Below are 14,142 nucleotides of genomic sequence, written 5' to 3' on the forward strand. Positions count from 1 at the left end.
CGTTGTGCTCTTCCGATCATGGCCACGGCGGTATCGCCCGCCAGCCGCTGCTGGTTGTCGGCCCCGCTGGAGGCGCGGCCCGCCTCGGCGGCCAGGTTCGTTGCCGCTTCCTGCAACGAGCCCACGGCGCGGTCCAGGGTTTTTGCGGAATTGTGCATGGCCTGCCGGTTGGAGGCTTCTGCCCGCTCGCGCACAAGGCCTGCCCTGCGCCCGGCCGCTTCGGCGGCCTGGGTGCTGGCGTCGGCACGGGCGGTTTCCTCCGCCATGCGCTGGCGCGCTCCGTCCAGCAGGGCCACCACGCGCGGCACGTGGCGGGCCAGCAGGGTCGTTGCGTCTCCGTCGAAATCGTTGGTTGTGGCGGTAGCCTCACCGGCCTTGCGGGCACCGAAGGACAGCCCGCTGCCCGCACCCTGTGCAACCGTGCCGGACGGCGCGGTGTCGTCACGCACACCGGCGACCAGCCGAGCGACCGTGGTCAGCGCTCCATGCACGCGCCATGCGTCGAACAGGCAGCCCAGCGTCGTCAGCAGGCCCATCAGCAGCAGCCCGTTCACCACCCATGCCGCCGCGCCCAGCGCGACGGTCATGGCCGTACCGGCGAAAACCATCGCCAGCAGGCCCAATCCACCCAAAGCCCGTGTTGCCGATGTCATGCGTCCCCCCGCGTTGTCATGAACCAGAATGCGTCATCCGTTGTGACGTGTCGTCGTTTTTGTCGTTTTCGTTATGCCGGATGACATTTTTGATAATAAAAAGTCTTAAAGCAGGGTGGGGTAGGACGCCCGACGCGTCCGTACCCGGCCTGTGCCGCCGCCCCGCTTGGTGTGCCTGCATGGTGTGCCCGATCCCGCGCCGGAGCACGGTGGACGGGCATTTGCCCGTGCGGGGCGCGATGCCTGGTTTCCGCTGCGGGCGCCCGGCATCTGCCCGCAACTGGTCAGAACGTGGGCAGAAAGCGGGCATGAGGAACAGGTGCGGCACGTTCGCTTGCAGGATGCATACCCTCGGCAAGCGGGCGGGCGAAGACGGTGGGCAGGGCAACGGGCTGGCGGGGGGAGAGAGGCGGACGGTTCACGCGCGGCGGATGGTTGGGCGTTTGCCGCATGCGCCGGTGCCCGTCCTGCCGGTACGGGCGGCGTGCCGATTCGCAGAAGCCATTATCGTTTGACAGGCCGGGCAGGGGGCCTGTAGATTTCGCGCAACAGGACGAAACCGGGTACGCGGTTACCCGAACGGCATCGCAAGGAACGGGCTTCTGGCAGAGCCCTCTTTTTTTACCGGCGCAGCGGCGTGCCACGCCACAGGCGAAAGGGCGCGCTGAGGGGATCGAAACCCGCAAGGAGAAGATTCGGAATGGCTGATTTCAGACTCGCGGACCGGCTGGCGACCCTGCCCCCGTACCTGTTCGCAGGCATCGACAAGGTCAAGGCCGAAGTGGCCGCCCGTGGCGTGGACATCATCAGCCTCGGCATCGGCGATCCCGACATGCCGACGCCCGATTTCATCATCGAGGCCATGAAGAAGGCCGTGGAGCGCCCTGGCAACCACCAGTACCCCTCGTACGTGGGCATGCTGGAATTCCGGCAGGAAGTGGCCAACTGGTATGGCCGCCGCTTCGGCGTCAGCCTTGACCCCAAGACCGAGGTCATCGGCCTCATCGGGTCCAAGGAAGGCATCGCGCACTTTCCGCTGGCCTTCGTGAACCCCGGTGACCTGGTGCTGGTGTGCACCCCCAACTATCCGGTGTACCACATTGCCACCGGCTTCGTGGGCGGCGAGGTGCAGTTCATCCCCCTGGTGGAGGAAAACGACTACCTGCCCGACCTCGACGCCATTCCCGCCGCCACCTGGGACCGGGCGAAGATGATCTTCGTCAACTATCCCAACAATCCCACGGCGGCCACGGCCCCGCGCGCATTCTACGAAAAGCTCATCGGCATCTGCCGGAAGCACAACGTGATCATCGCGCACGACACGGCCTACACCGAGGTCTACTACGACGAGAATGACAAGCCCATGAGCATTCTTGAAGTGGAAGGCGCGAAGGACGTGACCATCGAGTTCCACTCGTTGTCCAAGACCTACAACATGACCGGCTGGCGCGTTGGCATGGCCGTGGGCAACGCCTCGTTGGTGGCGGGGCTTGGCAAGGTGAAGGAAAACGTGGACTCCGGCATCTTCCAGGCCGTGCAGGAAGCCTCCATCGTGGCCCTGCGCGACGGTGACGACTTCTGCCGCGAACTGCGCTCCATCTACCGCAAGCGCCGCGACGTGGTGGTGGCCGCCCTGAACAAGGTGGGCATTGCCTGCCGCGTGCCTACCGCCGCGTTCTACATCTGGGCCAAGGTGCCCGCCGGGTACGGCTCGTCCGCCGAATTCGTCACCGCCGTGCTGGAAAAGACCGGCGTGGTGCTGACCCCCGGCAACGGCTTCGGCGCACCGGGCGAAGGCTACTTCCGCATTTCGCTCACCGTGGACACCGACCGCCTCGAGGAGGCCGTGTCACGCATCGCGAACCTGTAATCGCCTACGTCTGCCTGGGGTCCAACCTGCCTCCGCAAAACGTCCGGAAGGACGCGTCGGGGGGCGACCCCGCCGACAATATCGTCCGGGCCGTGGCGGCACTTGCCGCCCTGCCCGGCGTTGTCGTTGGCGCAGTGTCGTCCGTGTACCGCACGGAACCGCAGGGCTACCGCGACCAGCCGTGGTTCGCCAACCAGGTGGCCAGACTGGAATGCGACCCGGACATGACGCCCGAAGTGCTGCTGGACCATCTGTTGGAGGTGGAGCGGGGACTGGGCCGCCGCAGGGCATATACGCCGGAAGGCGGGCAGGGTGACGGTCACGAGGAGGCGGTGCGGGAAGGGGCCGATGCCCCCACGCCGGACCCCGCTGCCCGCTACGCCCCGCGTACCATCGACATCGACCTCTTGCTGTTCGGCACTGCGGTGCGCGACACCCCGCGCCTGACGCTGCCGCACCCGCGTATGCGCGAGCGGGCCTTCGTCCTGGTGCCGCTGTACGAAATCGCCCCCGAACTCGCTTTCCCCGACGGACAAAGTCTGATACACGCCCTGAAATCGCTGACGTTCACCCTGCACGACGGGTGCATCGCCCAGTGAACGGCCAAACGGAGCGCGCCCGCGCGCCCGGCCTTCATCAACGCCTCTAGGACCCAAAGGGAGTCTGGCATGCTCAAGTGGCTCTTGCTGATCGCGGCAGGCTATTTCCTCTACCGTCTCGTGACCAACGAGGCGCGCAAGAAGAGCAAGGATGACAAGAAGCAGAAGGAAGAGATGGTGGCCACCGGCGAAATGGTGCGCGACCCCATCTGCGGCGCCTACATTGATGCCAATGCAGGCGTCACCGTGCGCGACGGCGATAAGACCTACCGTTTTTGCAGCTACGAATGCCGCGACAACTTTCTGAAGCAGCTGGAAAGCGGCGGGCGCGAAATTCCCGCGCGCGAGGAAAAGGACGCCGAGTAGGCCGTAATTTCCTGCGGGAATTGCCAGATGCGCAGGTTGCGCGCGGATACGCGGGTTCAATCTCGTACCGCCCGTCCGACGTTGCCCGCCAGGCCGCGATGTTCAGTTGCCGCAACATTTTGTTCTTTCGTGATGCCGCCGTGCGCCCGGGAGCATGTGCCCCGCTGGCGGACGGCGGCCTGACGCAAGGAGGCACCGGTTCATGCAGTTCTTTCTGGATACGGCGAACCTTGCCGAGATGCGCGCCGCCAAGGCCTGGGGCCTGCTGGATGGCGTGACCACCAACCCCACTCTGATGGCCCGCGAAGGCGGCGACTGGCGCGCGGTGATGCAGGCCATCTGCCGCGAGGTGGAAGGCCCGGTGAGTCTGGAAGCCGTGGGCGACACCGCCGACGAACTCATTGCCATGGGGCTGGATCTTGTGCGCAACGGTCCCAACGTGGTGGTCAAGATTCCCATGACCCCCGAAGGACTGAAGGCCGTGCGCGTGCTGAGGTCCAAGGGCGTGGACACCAACGTGACCCTGGTCTTTTCGCCCATGCAGGCACTGCTGGCCGCCAAGGCCGGGGCCTCGTTCATCTCTCCCTTTGTGGGACGGCTGGACGGCCTGTCGCAGGACGGCATGCAGCTTGTGGCTGACATCATGGCCATCCTGCGCAACTATTCCATGGAAGCTCGGGTCATCGTGGCCAGCGTGCGCCATCCGCGCCATGTGGCCGAGGCGGCCCTGATGGGTGCCCATGTGGCCACCGTGCCGTTTGCCGTGCTGCGCCAGATGTTCGACCACCCGCTGACCTCGGCCGGACTTGAGATGTTCAACAAGGACTGGGCGGCGCTGAACGGTTAGCGGGGTTCCGCCGTCTGTGCTCCGGCGGTGGAATCAAGTGGCGTTTTTTCTGTTGATCCCGATGAACGGGCACCATTCCCAGTGAATGGTGCCCGTTTTTGCGTCCAAAGCTGAAAAATGCGCGAAATGGCCGTTTCCGGCCCAATTGCATTTATGGCGGACGAGGGGGTGGATTTTGAAATTTCGGGCCTGAAATCCGGAAGGTGGAAGGGCGTGTTTTTTGAAAAACGGCAAGATGTGCTCATGTTCTATATAGCGATGTGCTCTCCATTGTCTGGCTGGAGGCGCGGAGGGGTATCGGCGTGACGGAGGGAATGATGGGGAATGGTCGCAAAGCGGGCGCGTTTGGCATGTAGTGAATGGGGCAGCCCAGAGCAGCCCAGGTCGTCACCAGGGACCAGTGCAAGCAATCGGAAATAGCGATTGAAGTCCGGTTGGCGCTGTGAGGTCGGTCATGATCTGGCACGGGCAGGCGTCTGGTGGGCTTTGAACGGAGCGTGCGATTCAGTGCATGAGGGCGAGGGACTTGGACAGGTCAGCACGCCCAAGGGCTGGGTTCTCATCTCTTCATACGTTCGCATGCGTGTCTCATAATGTAAATTATGTTAACTTTTGAGGATGGAGAAGCCTTTCATTCCAGATTGATATGAATTTATGATTTTGTGTGAAACAACCGGTGACTTTCCGATGCTACCCCGCCAAATCCATCGCCTGCTTAGCCCCGACATGCGCTCCGATTTGCGCTTGCCGTGATGTTCACCCCGGATGGACGGCGTTTCGGGCCGCTCGTGCGGGATGTTGAGGCGTCAACTTTTTACGCGCTGATATCGAAATGATAGATAGCTCTGTGGCGCCAACAAAAGGTCTGATCGCTATCTGTTCACGATGTGCGCTGGCCCTGTCGGGTTTGTCCTCGTGTGTGTCGCGAGACAGGGACACTCCCCAATCACTCGCACTAGGTATGCAATCGTTAAGAGTGTCTTTAGCTCCGAATCAATCGGGCCATGCGATGCGTAGCCGCGCCAAAAAAGACCGCCGCCAAACGCTTGAGCGTCATCGGCGGCGGAGGAACAATCGGTGTAGCTGGTCAATGGGTGAAGAGGTATGAGGCGCAGGCGGAATCAGTCGTCGTGCTTTGGGCGCGTCTTCCAGCGTTTGTGCATCCAGAACCACTGTTCTGGATGGGCGCGCACTGCCCTTTCCACGGCTTGGGTATAAAACCGGCAAACCGCTTCGACCTTGTCGTTCCGGTCACCGTCCAAGGTAGCGGTATCCAGAGGTTCGTCGATGTACAGCCGGTAACGGTCGCCCTCGCGAATCATGAAGGCGGGCCATACCTCTGCCTCGGCACGTACGGCCAGCAGGGCCGGTCCCATGTTCACGGCGGCGGTTTCCCCCAGAAACGGCAGGAAGATGGCCTCGTCGCGGCGGCAGTTGTGGTCCACCAGAAAACCGACGCACCCGTTGCGCTTCAGCCCCTTGAGCACGGTGAACACGGCGTTGCGGTGGTCCACCACCTGCAAGCCACGCGCGCCGCGCATGGCGAATATGAAGTCGTTGAGGGTACGGTTGCTGTTGCGGCGCACCACCACCATGCGTGGGCGGTCCAGATGCCATTGCCCCATCAGTGAGGACATGAATTCCCACGCCCCCAGATGGGCCGTTGTGGCCACCACGGGGCGGTCGCCTTCTGCCAGCCTGCGCAGCAGGTCGGGGTTGTCTATGATGAGGCGGGCGCCCGTCTGCTCGAATCCGAACTGCCCCACCAGAAGCACTTCCAGGAACGAGCGGGCATTGTGGGCAAAGCTTTCCCGCGCAATGCGCGTGGCCTCTTGCTGCGATACGCCAAGATGGTCGGCGATGGCGCTGACAGCCAGGCGCCGCCTGCCGGGCAGGCAGTGCCACAACAGCGCACCAAGAGCGTTGCCATACCGTGTTATGCCGTCAAACCCCTGCCTGGCCAGGGCTCGGGCCAACATGTGTAGCAGGCGCGGCATCAGGCCCTTTGGATCGGTGCCGGAATCCGGCCTGCTCTCTGCACCGGGGGCGGTGGAAATGTCCTTGCGGTCTGTGTGTGGGGTCATCGCAATCCTTCAAGACGGGCTTCAAGCTCCGCACAGGCGGCGGTCAGGACGGCATCGCTCCCCTGCCCGTTCTCGTCCCTGTCCTTCCGTCCGGCAGCATCGGCCGTTTTGGGCACATCAGGCGCATCGGGCAGCCGGTACGGTTCGCCGAACACCACCCGCACGCGGGAAAATGGCAACGGCAGCTGAAAGCGGTCCCAGGCGCGCTCGAACACCTTGGCCCGGTCCATGAAAATGCGCATGGGCACGATGGGCGCGCCCGCCCGTTGGGCCAGAAAGATGGCCCCCGGCTTGACCTTGTGACGCGGTCCGCGCGGGCCGTCCACGGTCACGCAGCCGCACAATCCTTCCTTGCGCATTTGCCGGGCCGCGCCGATCAGCGCCTTGACCCCGCCGCGCGAACTGGAACCCCGCGCCGTGCGCAGGCCCAGCCGTTGCAGCACCTGGGCCAGGTATTCGCCGTCGCGGCTCTGGCTGACCACAGTCACGATCTCAAGACCGCCCCGTACGTGCATGAGCGGGAAGAGTTCGTCGTGCCACAGCGCAAAAACCATGGGGGTGCGGGCATGCCACAACGCATCCACGGCATCGCGTCCGGCTATGTCATAGCGCAGGGTGGCGCACCATGCCTTGTACAGGGCATACAGCGGCGGTGCGATGAGGGCGGGGGGCAACTTCACGCGGTAACTCCGGCAGACGGGAGCATGGCGTCCCGTTCCGCACCGTCCGGGGTGACATCGGCGGCAGTATCGGTGGCGAACTGCATGGCGTACAGCCGGGCGTACAGGGAGCACCGGTCCAGCAGTTCCTCGTGTCGCCCTGCGTCCACGATGCGCCCCTGCTCCATGACCAGGATGCGGTCGGCGGAAAGGATGGTGGACAGTCGGTGGGCAATGACGATGCTGGTGCGGTTTTCCATCAGGTTGTCCAGGGCCTTCTGCACGATGCGCTCGGCCTCGGAGTCCAGCGCGCTGGTGGCCTCGTCCAGGATGAGCAGCGGCGCATCCTTCATGATGGCCCGGGCGATGGTAAGGCGCTGCTTCTGTCCGCCCGAAACCTTTACGCCGCGTTCACCCAGTACGGTGTCATATCCTTCGGGCATTTGAGTGATGAATTCATCGGCATAGGCGGATTGGGCGGCCTCGCGCACCGACGCTTCATCCACCGGTCCGGTAAGCCCGTAGATAATGTTGTCGCGAACCGAGAGGTTGAACAGGAAGGCGTCCTGCGAAACCATGGCCACGTTCCGGCGCAGTGAGGCAAGCGTATAGGCGGAAAGCGGGCGACCGTTGAGAGTGATCCCCCCTTGCTGTGGTTCATAGAAACGGGGAATGAGGTTGACGAAGGTGCTCTTGCCCGCGCCGCTCGGCCCCACGACGGCAACCCGTTCGCCAGCGCGTACGGTGAGGCTTACGTTGTCCAACGCAGGCGCGGTCTTGCTGTCGTAGGTGAAGGTGACATCGTTGAAGCGAAGTTCGCCGAAGGGCTCGTCGAACTCCACGTCACCCCCCTGCTCCACCACCAGGTGCGGCGCATCGAGAATCTCGAAGACCCGTTCGGCCCCGGCCAGGGCACGCTGTACGTCCATGTTGGCCGAGTTCAGCGACTTGACCGGGTCGTACAGCATGGCCAGGGCGGCCACGAACGAGAAGAACGTGCCTGCCGTGGTTTCCCCGGCGATGACTTCGCGTCCGCCGAACCAGATCACCAGGCCGATGCCCACGGCCCCGATCAATTCCATGACCGGCGAGGAAAGCTCGGACACGCTGGCCTGCTTGAGGTACAGGCGGGCCAGGCGTTCGTTCTCGTCGTCGAAACGGCGCGCCTCGTACCGTTCCGTGGCAAAGGCCTTGACCACGCGGATGCCGCTGAACACTTCCTGCAATACCACGGATATATCCGCCAGTTTCGACTGGTTGCGGCGGCCATACTTGCGCAGTTTGCGGCCGAACCATATCAGCGGGTACAGTGCCAGCGGCAGCACCAGAATCGCCCAGACGGCCAGGTGCGGGTTCTGGTAGAACACCACGCCCACCAGGCCCAGCATGGTCAGGAACTGCCGGATCATCATCACGATGGACGGCAGGCTGTTGCGGATCATGGTCACGTCGCTGATGATGCGCGACATGAGCATGCCCACTTGCGATTCCTCGTAGAACTGTAACGGCAGAAAGATCATCTTGTCGTAGAGTTCCGAGCGCAGCTTTTCAAGAACCCGCAACCCGCTGAAGTGCATGTAGTAGTTCTGCACGTACCGGCCCACGCCCTTCAGCAGCGTGAGCACGAAGAACAGCATGGGCACGTACAGCAAGGCCTGTTGGTCCCTGTTGATGAAAATTTCGTCCAGAGCGGGCTTGACCAGCCAGGCAGTGCCTGCCGTGGTCAGTGAGACAAGCCCCATGCCCAGCATGGAGATGAAAATCTGCCACTTGTAGGGGCGGAAATACTTCAAGCAACGCTTGAGCAGATGGATGCTTTGCCCCTGAGTGGGATGGTCGTTCTTTTTGGCGTCGGCCATGTGGTGCGGCGTCTTCTATTTGTTTTGCGGATGCGTTTTTTGAAAATGCGCGGAAGTTTTCGATTTGACCGACCGCGCGGTGTGGTGTTCCTTCGGAAAAGGAGGCTCACCATGCCAGAAATCGAACTGAACTGCCAGAATCTTCCCTGCCCCCAGCCCGTGCTGCGCTGCAAGCGCTGCCTTGATGAGCAGTCGCCCGCCTCGCTGGTGGTGGTCGTCGATAATCAGGCCGCGCGCGAGAACGTGACGCGCTTCCTGTCCACCCAAGGGTACTCCGTACAGGTAGAGGATGCGGGCGACGGCCTGTGGCGGCTGCGCGGCGTGAAGGGCGATGTGTCCGCCCCCGACTCCTCTGACGATTGCGAGGTCTGCGAAGTGATGACCGAGGAACAGCTGCGCCGCATGGGCGAGAAGGTCGTGGTCTTCCTGACGTCCGATGTCATTGGCGCGGGCGACGACACCCTGGGCGCCAAGCTGATGCAGAACTTCCTCGCCACCCTGCCCGAACTGGGCGCGGAACTGTGGCGCGTGGTCATGCTGAACGGCGCGGTGCGCCTGTCCGCTGCGGACAGCCCGGCCCTGCCCCATCTGAAGCGGCTGGAGGCCGCCGGGGCCACCGTGCTGGTCTGCGGCACCTGCCTTGACCATTTCGGGCTTCTGGAGCAAAAAGCCGTGGGTCAGACCACCAACATGCTCGACGTGGTCACCAGCCTGCAACTCGCCACCAAGATCATCCGGCCGTAATTGGCCGGGGCGCGCACCTGGCCTGGAGCACGGATGTGCCCTGCCGCCGACTGCGCCGCCATGCAACGTGTCCGGAATGCCGTCCGGCGCACCGCCGAAAGGTTGCGCCGGGCGGTTTTCTTTGCCGGGCGACCGGGATAGACTGCCCATGTTCGTCTGCGTACGGTTGGTCGGGCATCCGCCTGAAAGGTCGCCGACGTCTCCGGCCGGAACTGTGCCGGACGCCTCGTCCAAGGTTGTGCCGGACGCCTCGTCCAAGGTTGTGCCGGACGCCTCGTCCAAAATTGTGCCGGACGTTTCGTCCAAAGCTGTGCCGGACGTTTCGTTCAAAGCTGTGCCGGACGTTTCGTTCAAAGCTGTGCCGGACGTTTCGTTCAAAACCGCGCAGGACGCCCCATGTCGCACATGGCCAGGCACGGGCCTGCCGCCACCAAACTTCAGCCCGCCGGACCCTGTCCGGCCCGGAACCCCATGACCCAGCGCCGACCGTCGTCTCCGTCCCGCCCCGCCAAGCCTTCGACTGGCCGTCCCAAGCGCCCCGCCATCGACGCCGCCGATCCTGCACGGCTCGATGCGCCCAAAGGCACACGTTCCGATCGCCGGAGCGACGGGCCCGGGCGTCCCGGCCAACCGTCGCCGCGCGGCACGGCTGGCGAGGCGCCCCGCAAGAGTGGGAATGCTGCCAGAGAGGGCCGACAGGAACGGCGCCCCGGGGCAGGTCTTGTGCCCGGTCGCGGACCAGGCAGGAACCGTCGCGAGGGGGAATCGGCGGCGGCACGCCAGCCCGAAGTCACGGCGGTGGACGCACAGCCCGCCCAGTCCGTGCACTCCGGCGAACCGCATCATATGCAGCCCGGCGAATCGGCCATGCAGCCCGGCGAAGTGCGCCTGAACAAGGCCATTGCCGGGGCGGGGGTATGTTCGCGGCGTCAGGCGGACGACCTCATACAGCAGGGGGTGGTGCGGGTCAACGGTGAGGTGGTGGACACGCCCGGCGCGCGCGTGGTGCCGGGGCGCGACCGCATCGAGGTGCGGGGGCAACTGCTGGAACTGGATGCCGCGCCCACCGCGTTCACCTACGTGATGCTGCACAAGCCGGTGCAGGTTGTTTCCACCGTGCGCGACCCGCAGGGGCGGCCCACCGTGCTGGGCATCCTGCCGCCCGAACTGCGCGGTGGTCGGCTGTACCCCGTGGGCAGGCTGGACTATTTTTCCGAGGGGCTGCTGATCCTCACCGATGACGGCGACCTGACCAACCGGCTTACCCACCCCCGCTACCATCTGCCCAAGGTTTACATGGTGAAGGTGCGCGGCCACGTGACCGAATCCATCCTGGCCCCCATGCGCCAGGGCATGACCCTGGCCGAGGGGGAAAAACTTGCCCCCGTTGACGTGCGCCTGTTGCAGTCCGACCGCCAGGCCAGTCTTTTCGAGATGACCCTGCGTCAGGGGGTGAACCGCCAGATTCGCCGGATGTGCCGCGACCTCGGACTGACGGTGCTGTTGCTGCGGCGCGTGCGGCAAGGTCCGCTGGAACTGGGCGAACTGCCCAAGGGCGCGGCCCGGCGTCTGACGCCGCACGAGGTAACGGCCCTGCGCCGCGCCGCCGGCCTGGAGTCGTAACCATCCAGTTTGCCGGAAAAGAAACAACGCCTCCTGCAAAGCTGCGGGAGGCGTTGTCGTTTTTTCAAACTTCAAGTTGAACTTGAAACGGGCGTCTGCCTTGAAGGGAGAACGCTTTGGCGGCTGTCTGCCAGACGCCTCGGACAGACGGGCGTGGGACGCAGCCTAATTGAACAGCTGCTTTTCGGGCGAGCCCTGCTTTGTCCGGTCTTCCACGTCCACGCCCTTGGGCGGGGCGAAACGGAAGGCGCTGTCCTGCACCCCGGCGTCGGTGGCCAGGCTGTTCAGGGTGATGTCGTTTTCGTTGCCGTAGAAGTCGATGATCTTGGCCCGGCGGATCAGGTTGGTGTTCGGGTCCACCCACAGGAAGGCCTCGGTCAACTGCGGCGTCGGCTCCTTGGGGTACATGTGCAGGCGGGCCATGCCGCTGTCGTCGGCTTCCTCGGCCACGTCAAAATCCTGCTCCAGCCTGGCCTGCCCGGTGATCACCTTGATGATGGACCGCGAGTCCTGCACCAGTTCCACCGGGTACTTGTAGGCCACCTCTTCGTCCGGCAGGTAGTTCCAGATTTCATTGGCCGTCACCACCAGCAGTTCGGCGTGGGGGGCCTTGGTCTCCCAGCGCACCAGCAACGGCTTGCGGAATTGCAGGGTGCCCTGCCGGGTTTCCTTGGCGCCGCTTTCGCGGTGCAGCAGCACCTGGGTGAAGTCCGCCTTGAGGGTGGTGGTGGCGTCGTAGCGTTGCTGCAGGCGGTTGGTCAGTTCACCGGCGGCACGGGCCGGGGCGGCGGACAGGGCCATGGTGGCGCACAGGGCGGCAAGGCCCAGCAGGCGGGAGAATGCACGAAGGGAAAGGGGACGAATCACGGGATGCTCCTGTGGAGGATTGCTGGCGGGATGGACTTGGCGGTCAGCCCTGCGGCGTGCCGTGCGGGATGTCAGGGGGGCGACAGGGGCGGGATTGGCCCCGAAGGGCACATGATGGCACGTGGTGCCCTGCCCTGCGCGTTCCTGCCCGTTTCTGTCGGACACGACCGGACTCGTGCCGTACTGGGGCTGCGCTAGCAGGACTGGGCCAGCGCGTCAACTCGTGCGGCAGGGCGCGGAGCGGCGGCGGAAAGCCGCCCCACCCCGCACCCTGTCCCGCCATTGCTATCTGATGACCATGCGCGGCTTGCTGCCGTCGGAGGGGCCGATGATGCCGTCGTGCTCCATCTGTTCCACGTAGCGCGCCGCCCGGTTGAACCCGATGCGAAAACGCCGTTGGATTTGCGAGATGGAGGCCTTGCCCTGGCCAATGACGAATTCCACGGCCTCGGCGTACATGGGGTCGTCGGAAAGGTCGCCCCCGCCGTTGCCGTTGGCGCCGTCGCCCGTGCCGTCGTTGCCCCAGTCGGCAAAGTCCACCGTATAGTTGGGGGCCTGCTGGCGCTTCCAGAACTCCACCACGGAGGCCACATCGTCGTCGCCCACGAAGGCACCGTGCAGTCGCTGCAGCTTGCCGCCGCTGGGCTTGAAGAGCATGTCGCCCTTGCCCAGCAGGTGCTCGGCGCCCACGGTGTCGAGAATGGTGCGCGAATCGTGCTTGGAGGTGACCTGGAACGAGATGCGGCACGGGAAGTTGGCCTTGATGAGGCCGGTGACCACGTCCACGCTGGGCCGCTGGGTGGCCAGGATCATGTGGATGCCCGCCGCGCGCGCCAGTTGGGCCAGCCGCACGATGCTGGTTTCCACTTCCTTGGCGGCGGTCAGCATGAGATCGGCCAGTTCGTCGATGACGATGACCAGGTACGGCATGCGTTCCAGGTCCGCCAGTTCCGGCGGCAGATCCGCGCCAAGGTCGGCCAGTTTCTGGTTGTACCCGGCGATGTTGCGCACGGCCAGGCGCGCCATGGCCTGGTAGCGGCGGTCCATTTCCTGAACCGCCCAGTCCAGCGCGTTCTTGGCCAGGGCCATTTCCGTCACCACGGGGTGCACCAGGTGCGGCAGGTCGGCGTACACGGCAAGTTCGATGCGCTTGGGGTCCACCAGCAGCATCTGCACGTCTTCAGGCCGCGCCTTGTACAGGAAGCTGAGCAGGATGGAGTTCAGGCACACGCTCTTGCCCGCGCCGGTGGCGCCAGCCACCAGCAGGTGGGGCATGCGGGCCAGGTCCGCCACGGTGGCGTTGCCCGCGATGTCCTTGCCGATGGCCATGGTGAGCATGGACGGGGCGGAACGGAAGGTGTCCGAGCCCAGAAGTTCCTTGAAGCACACGTTTTCACGCGCCTCGTTGGGAATTTCTATGCCCACGGTGTCCGTGCCGGGAATGGGGGCCTGGATGCGCACGGCAATGGCCTTCAGCGCCAGGGCCAGGTCGTCGCTGAGGTTGGCGATGCGGCTCACCTTCACGCCGGGGGCCGGGCGCACCTCGAACATGGTGACCACCGGGCCGGGAGTGATGCGGGTCAGTTCGCCCTGCACGCCGAAGTCGGCCAGGCAGGTGATGACGCTCTGGCCCTTGGCCTCCAGTATCTGGCGGGCGGGCTTGGTGTCGCCGCCTGCCACGGAGTGCAGCAGGTCAAGGCCGGGCAGCTTGCTGCGAGCCCTGCGGGGGCGTGACGGCTTGGCGGGCGCTGTCCCCTGCCCTTCGCGGGCAGGGTCGTCGCCGAAGGCGCCTTCCAGCCAGGTGGGCCCGGCTTCGCCTGCGGCGTAGTCCACTAGGTCGTCGGCTGCATCGTCCACTAGGTCGTCTTCCAGCCCCATGGCTCCGGGGCCGAACTCGTTCCCGGCAAAGGGATCGCCGCCGCTGGCCGCCGCGTCCGAGCCGTCAGGCCCACCGGGGGCCGCACGGCTCGC

The 14,142-nt window shown here is 64.8% G+C and carries 11 protein-coding genes and 1 pseudogene; 6 read left to right on the top strand and 6 right to left on the bottom strand.

Annotated features, from left to right (window positions below; translation table 11 throughout):
- A pseudogene (locus FVW27_RS15435) lies at nucleotides 1-587 on the bottom strand (methyl-accepting chemotaxis protein); the annotation flags it as partial.
- Nucleotides 588-1,353: 766 nt separating this feature from the next.
- Between FVW27_RS15435 and FVW27_RS15440 the strand changes: the two are divergent.
- The 4 genes from FVW27_RS15440 (at nucleotide 1,354) to fsa (ending at nucleotide 4,335) form a co-directional block, all read left to right on the top strand.
- Entirely contained in the window at nucleotides 1,354-2,523 is a 1,170-nt protein-coding gene (locus FVW27_RS15440; protein WP_167126781.1) for an LL-diaminopimelate aminotransferase, read from the top strand.
- 14 nt (nucleotides 2,524-2,537) lie between these two features.
- Nucleotides 2,538-3,122, top strand: coding sequence for a 2-amino-4-hydroxy-6-hydroxymethyldihydropteridine diphosphokinase (folK, locus tag FVW27_RS15445; protein WP_167126796.1), 585 nt, complete (start codon nucleotides 2,538-2,540; stop codon nucleotides 3,120-3,122).
- A gap of 69 nt (nucleotides 3,123-3,191) precedes the next feature.
- Nucleotides 3,192-3,488, top strand: a complete 297-nt coding sequence (locus tag FVW27_RS15450; protein ID WP_167126784.1) for a transcriptional regulator — start codon at nucleotides 3,192-3,194, stop codon at nucleotides 3,486-3,488.
- A gap of 202 nt (nucleotides 3,489-3,690) precedes the next feature.
- Nucleotides 3,691-4,335, top strand: a complete 645-nt coding sequence (gene fsa / locus FVW27_RS15455) for a fructose-6-phosphate aldolase (RefSeq protein ID WP_167126787.1) — start codon at nucleotides 3,691-3,693, stop codon at nucleotides 4,333-4,335.
- 1,121 nt (nucleotides 4,336-5,456) lie between these two features.
- Here the strand turns inward: fsa and FVW27_RS15460 are convergent.
- The 3 genes from FVW27_RS15460 to msbA are packed head-to-tail and all read right to left on the bottom strand — an operon-like array spanning nucleotide 5,457 to nucleotide 8,937.
- Nucleotides 5,457-6,419 (bottom strand): lysophospholipid acyltransferase family protein, encoded by a 963-nt coding sequence (locus FVW27_RS15460; protein ID WP_243838504.1) that lies wholly within the window; start codon nucleotides 6,417-6,419, stop codon nucleotides 5,457-5,459.
- On the bottom strand, nucleotides 6,416-7,099 hold the full coding sequence (locus FVW27_RS15465) for a lysophospholipid acyltransferase family protein (RefSeq protein ID WP_167126790.1): 684 nt from the start codon (nucleotides 7,097-7,099) through the stop codon (nucleotides 6,416-6,418). Before FVW27_RS15465 ends, FVW27_RS15460 begins: the two co-directional genes overlap by 4 nt.
- Nucleotides 7,096-8,937: a lipid A export permease/ATP-binding protein MsbA gene (msbA, locus tag FVW27_RS15470; RefSeq protein ID WP_243838505.1), complete on the bottom strand. Its 1,842-nt coding sequence runs from the start codon at nucleotides 8,935-8,937 to the stop codon at nucleotides 7,096-7,098. Before msbA ends, FVW27_RS15465 begins: the two co-directional genes overlap by 4 nt.
- A gap of 111 nt (nucleotides 8,938-9,048) precedes the next feature.
- On the opposite strand from msbA, the gene yedF reads away from it, so the two are divergent.
- Both yedF and FVW27_RS15480 read left to right on the top strand, forming a co-directional pair.
- Nucleotides 9,049-9,681, top strand: a complete 633-nt coding sequence (gene yedF / locus FVW27_RS15475; protein ID WP_167126793.1) for a sulfurtransferase-like selenium metabolism protein YedF — start codon at nucleotides 9,049-9,051, stop codon at nucleotides 9,679-9,681.
- Between the two features lie 867 nt (nucleotides 9,682-10,548).
- Nucleotides 10,549-11,304 carry a pseudouridine synthase gene (locus FVW27_RS15480; protein WP_167126802.1) on the top strand — a complete coding sequence of 252 codons (756 nt, stop codon included), beginning with the start codon at nucleotides 10,549-10,551 and terminating at the stop codon, nucleotides 11,302-11,304.
- A 165-nt stretch (nucleotides 11,305-11,469) separates the two neighbouring features.
- Here the strand turns inward: FVW27_RS15480 and lolA are convergent, their stop codons facing one another.
- Both lolA and FVW27_RS15490 read right to left on the bottom strand, forming a co-directional pair.
- Entirely contained in the window at nucleotides 11,470-12,171 is a 702-nt protein-coding gene (gene lolA / locus FVW27_RS15485; protein ID WP_341806159.1) for an outer membrane lipoprotein periplasmic chaperone LolA, read from the bottom strand.
- 285 nt (nucleotides 12,172-12,456) lie between these two features.
- A partial coding sequence (locus FVW27_RS15490) for a DNA translocase FtsK (RefSeq protein WP_279586640.1) occupies nucleotides 12,457-14,142 on the bottom strand: 1,686 nt, incomplete at its 5' end.

Source organism: Nitratidesulfovibrio liaohensis (genome assembly GCF_011682075.1).
Taxonomy (GTDB): Bacteria; Desulfobacterota; Desulfovibrionia; order Desulfovibrionales; family Desulfovibrionaceae; genus Cupidesulfovibrio; species Cupidesulfovibrio liaohensis.

What these genes read in the sequence shown, in the direction of transcription:
- fsa (WP_167126787.1), top strand. Translation starts at nt 3,691, where the DNA reads ATGCAGTTCTTTCTGGATACGGCGAACCTTGCCGAGATGCGCGCCGCC.
- yedF (WP_167126793.1), top strand. Translation starts at nt 9,049, where the DNA reads ATGCCAGAAATCGAACTGAACTGCCAGAATCTTCCCTGCCCCCAGCCC.
- FVW27_RS15440 (WP_167126781.1), top strand. Translation starts at nt 1,354, where the DNA reads ATGGCTGATTTCAGACTCGCGGACCGGCTGGCGACCCTGCCCCCGTAC.
- FVW27_RS15460 (WP_243838504.1), bottom strand. Translation starts at nt 6,419, where the DNA reads ATGACCCCACACACAGACCGCAAGGACATTTCCACCGCCCCCGGTGCA.
- FVW27_RS15450 (WP_167126784.1), top strand. Translation starts at nt 3,192, where the DNA reads ATGCTCAAGTGGCTCTTGCTGATCGCGGCAGGCTATTTCCTCTACCGT.
- msbA (WP_243838505.1), bottom strand. Translation starts at nt 8,937, where the DNA reads ATGGCCGACGCCAAAAAGAACGACCATCCCACTCAGGGGCAAAGCATC.
- FVW27_RS15480 (WP_167126802.1), top strand. Translation starts at nt 10,549, where the DNA reads ATGCAGCCCGGCGAAGTGCGCCTGAACAAGGCCATTGCCGGGGCGGGG.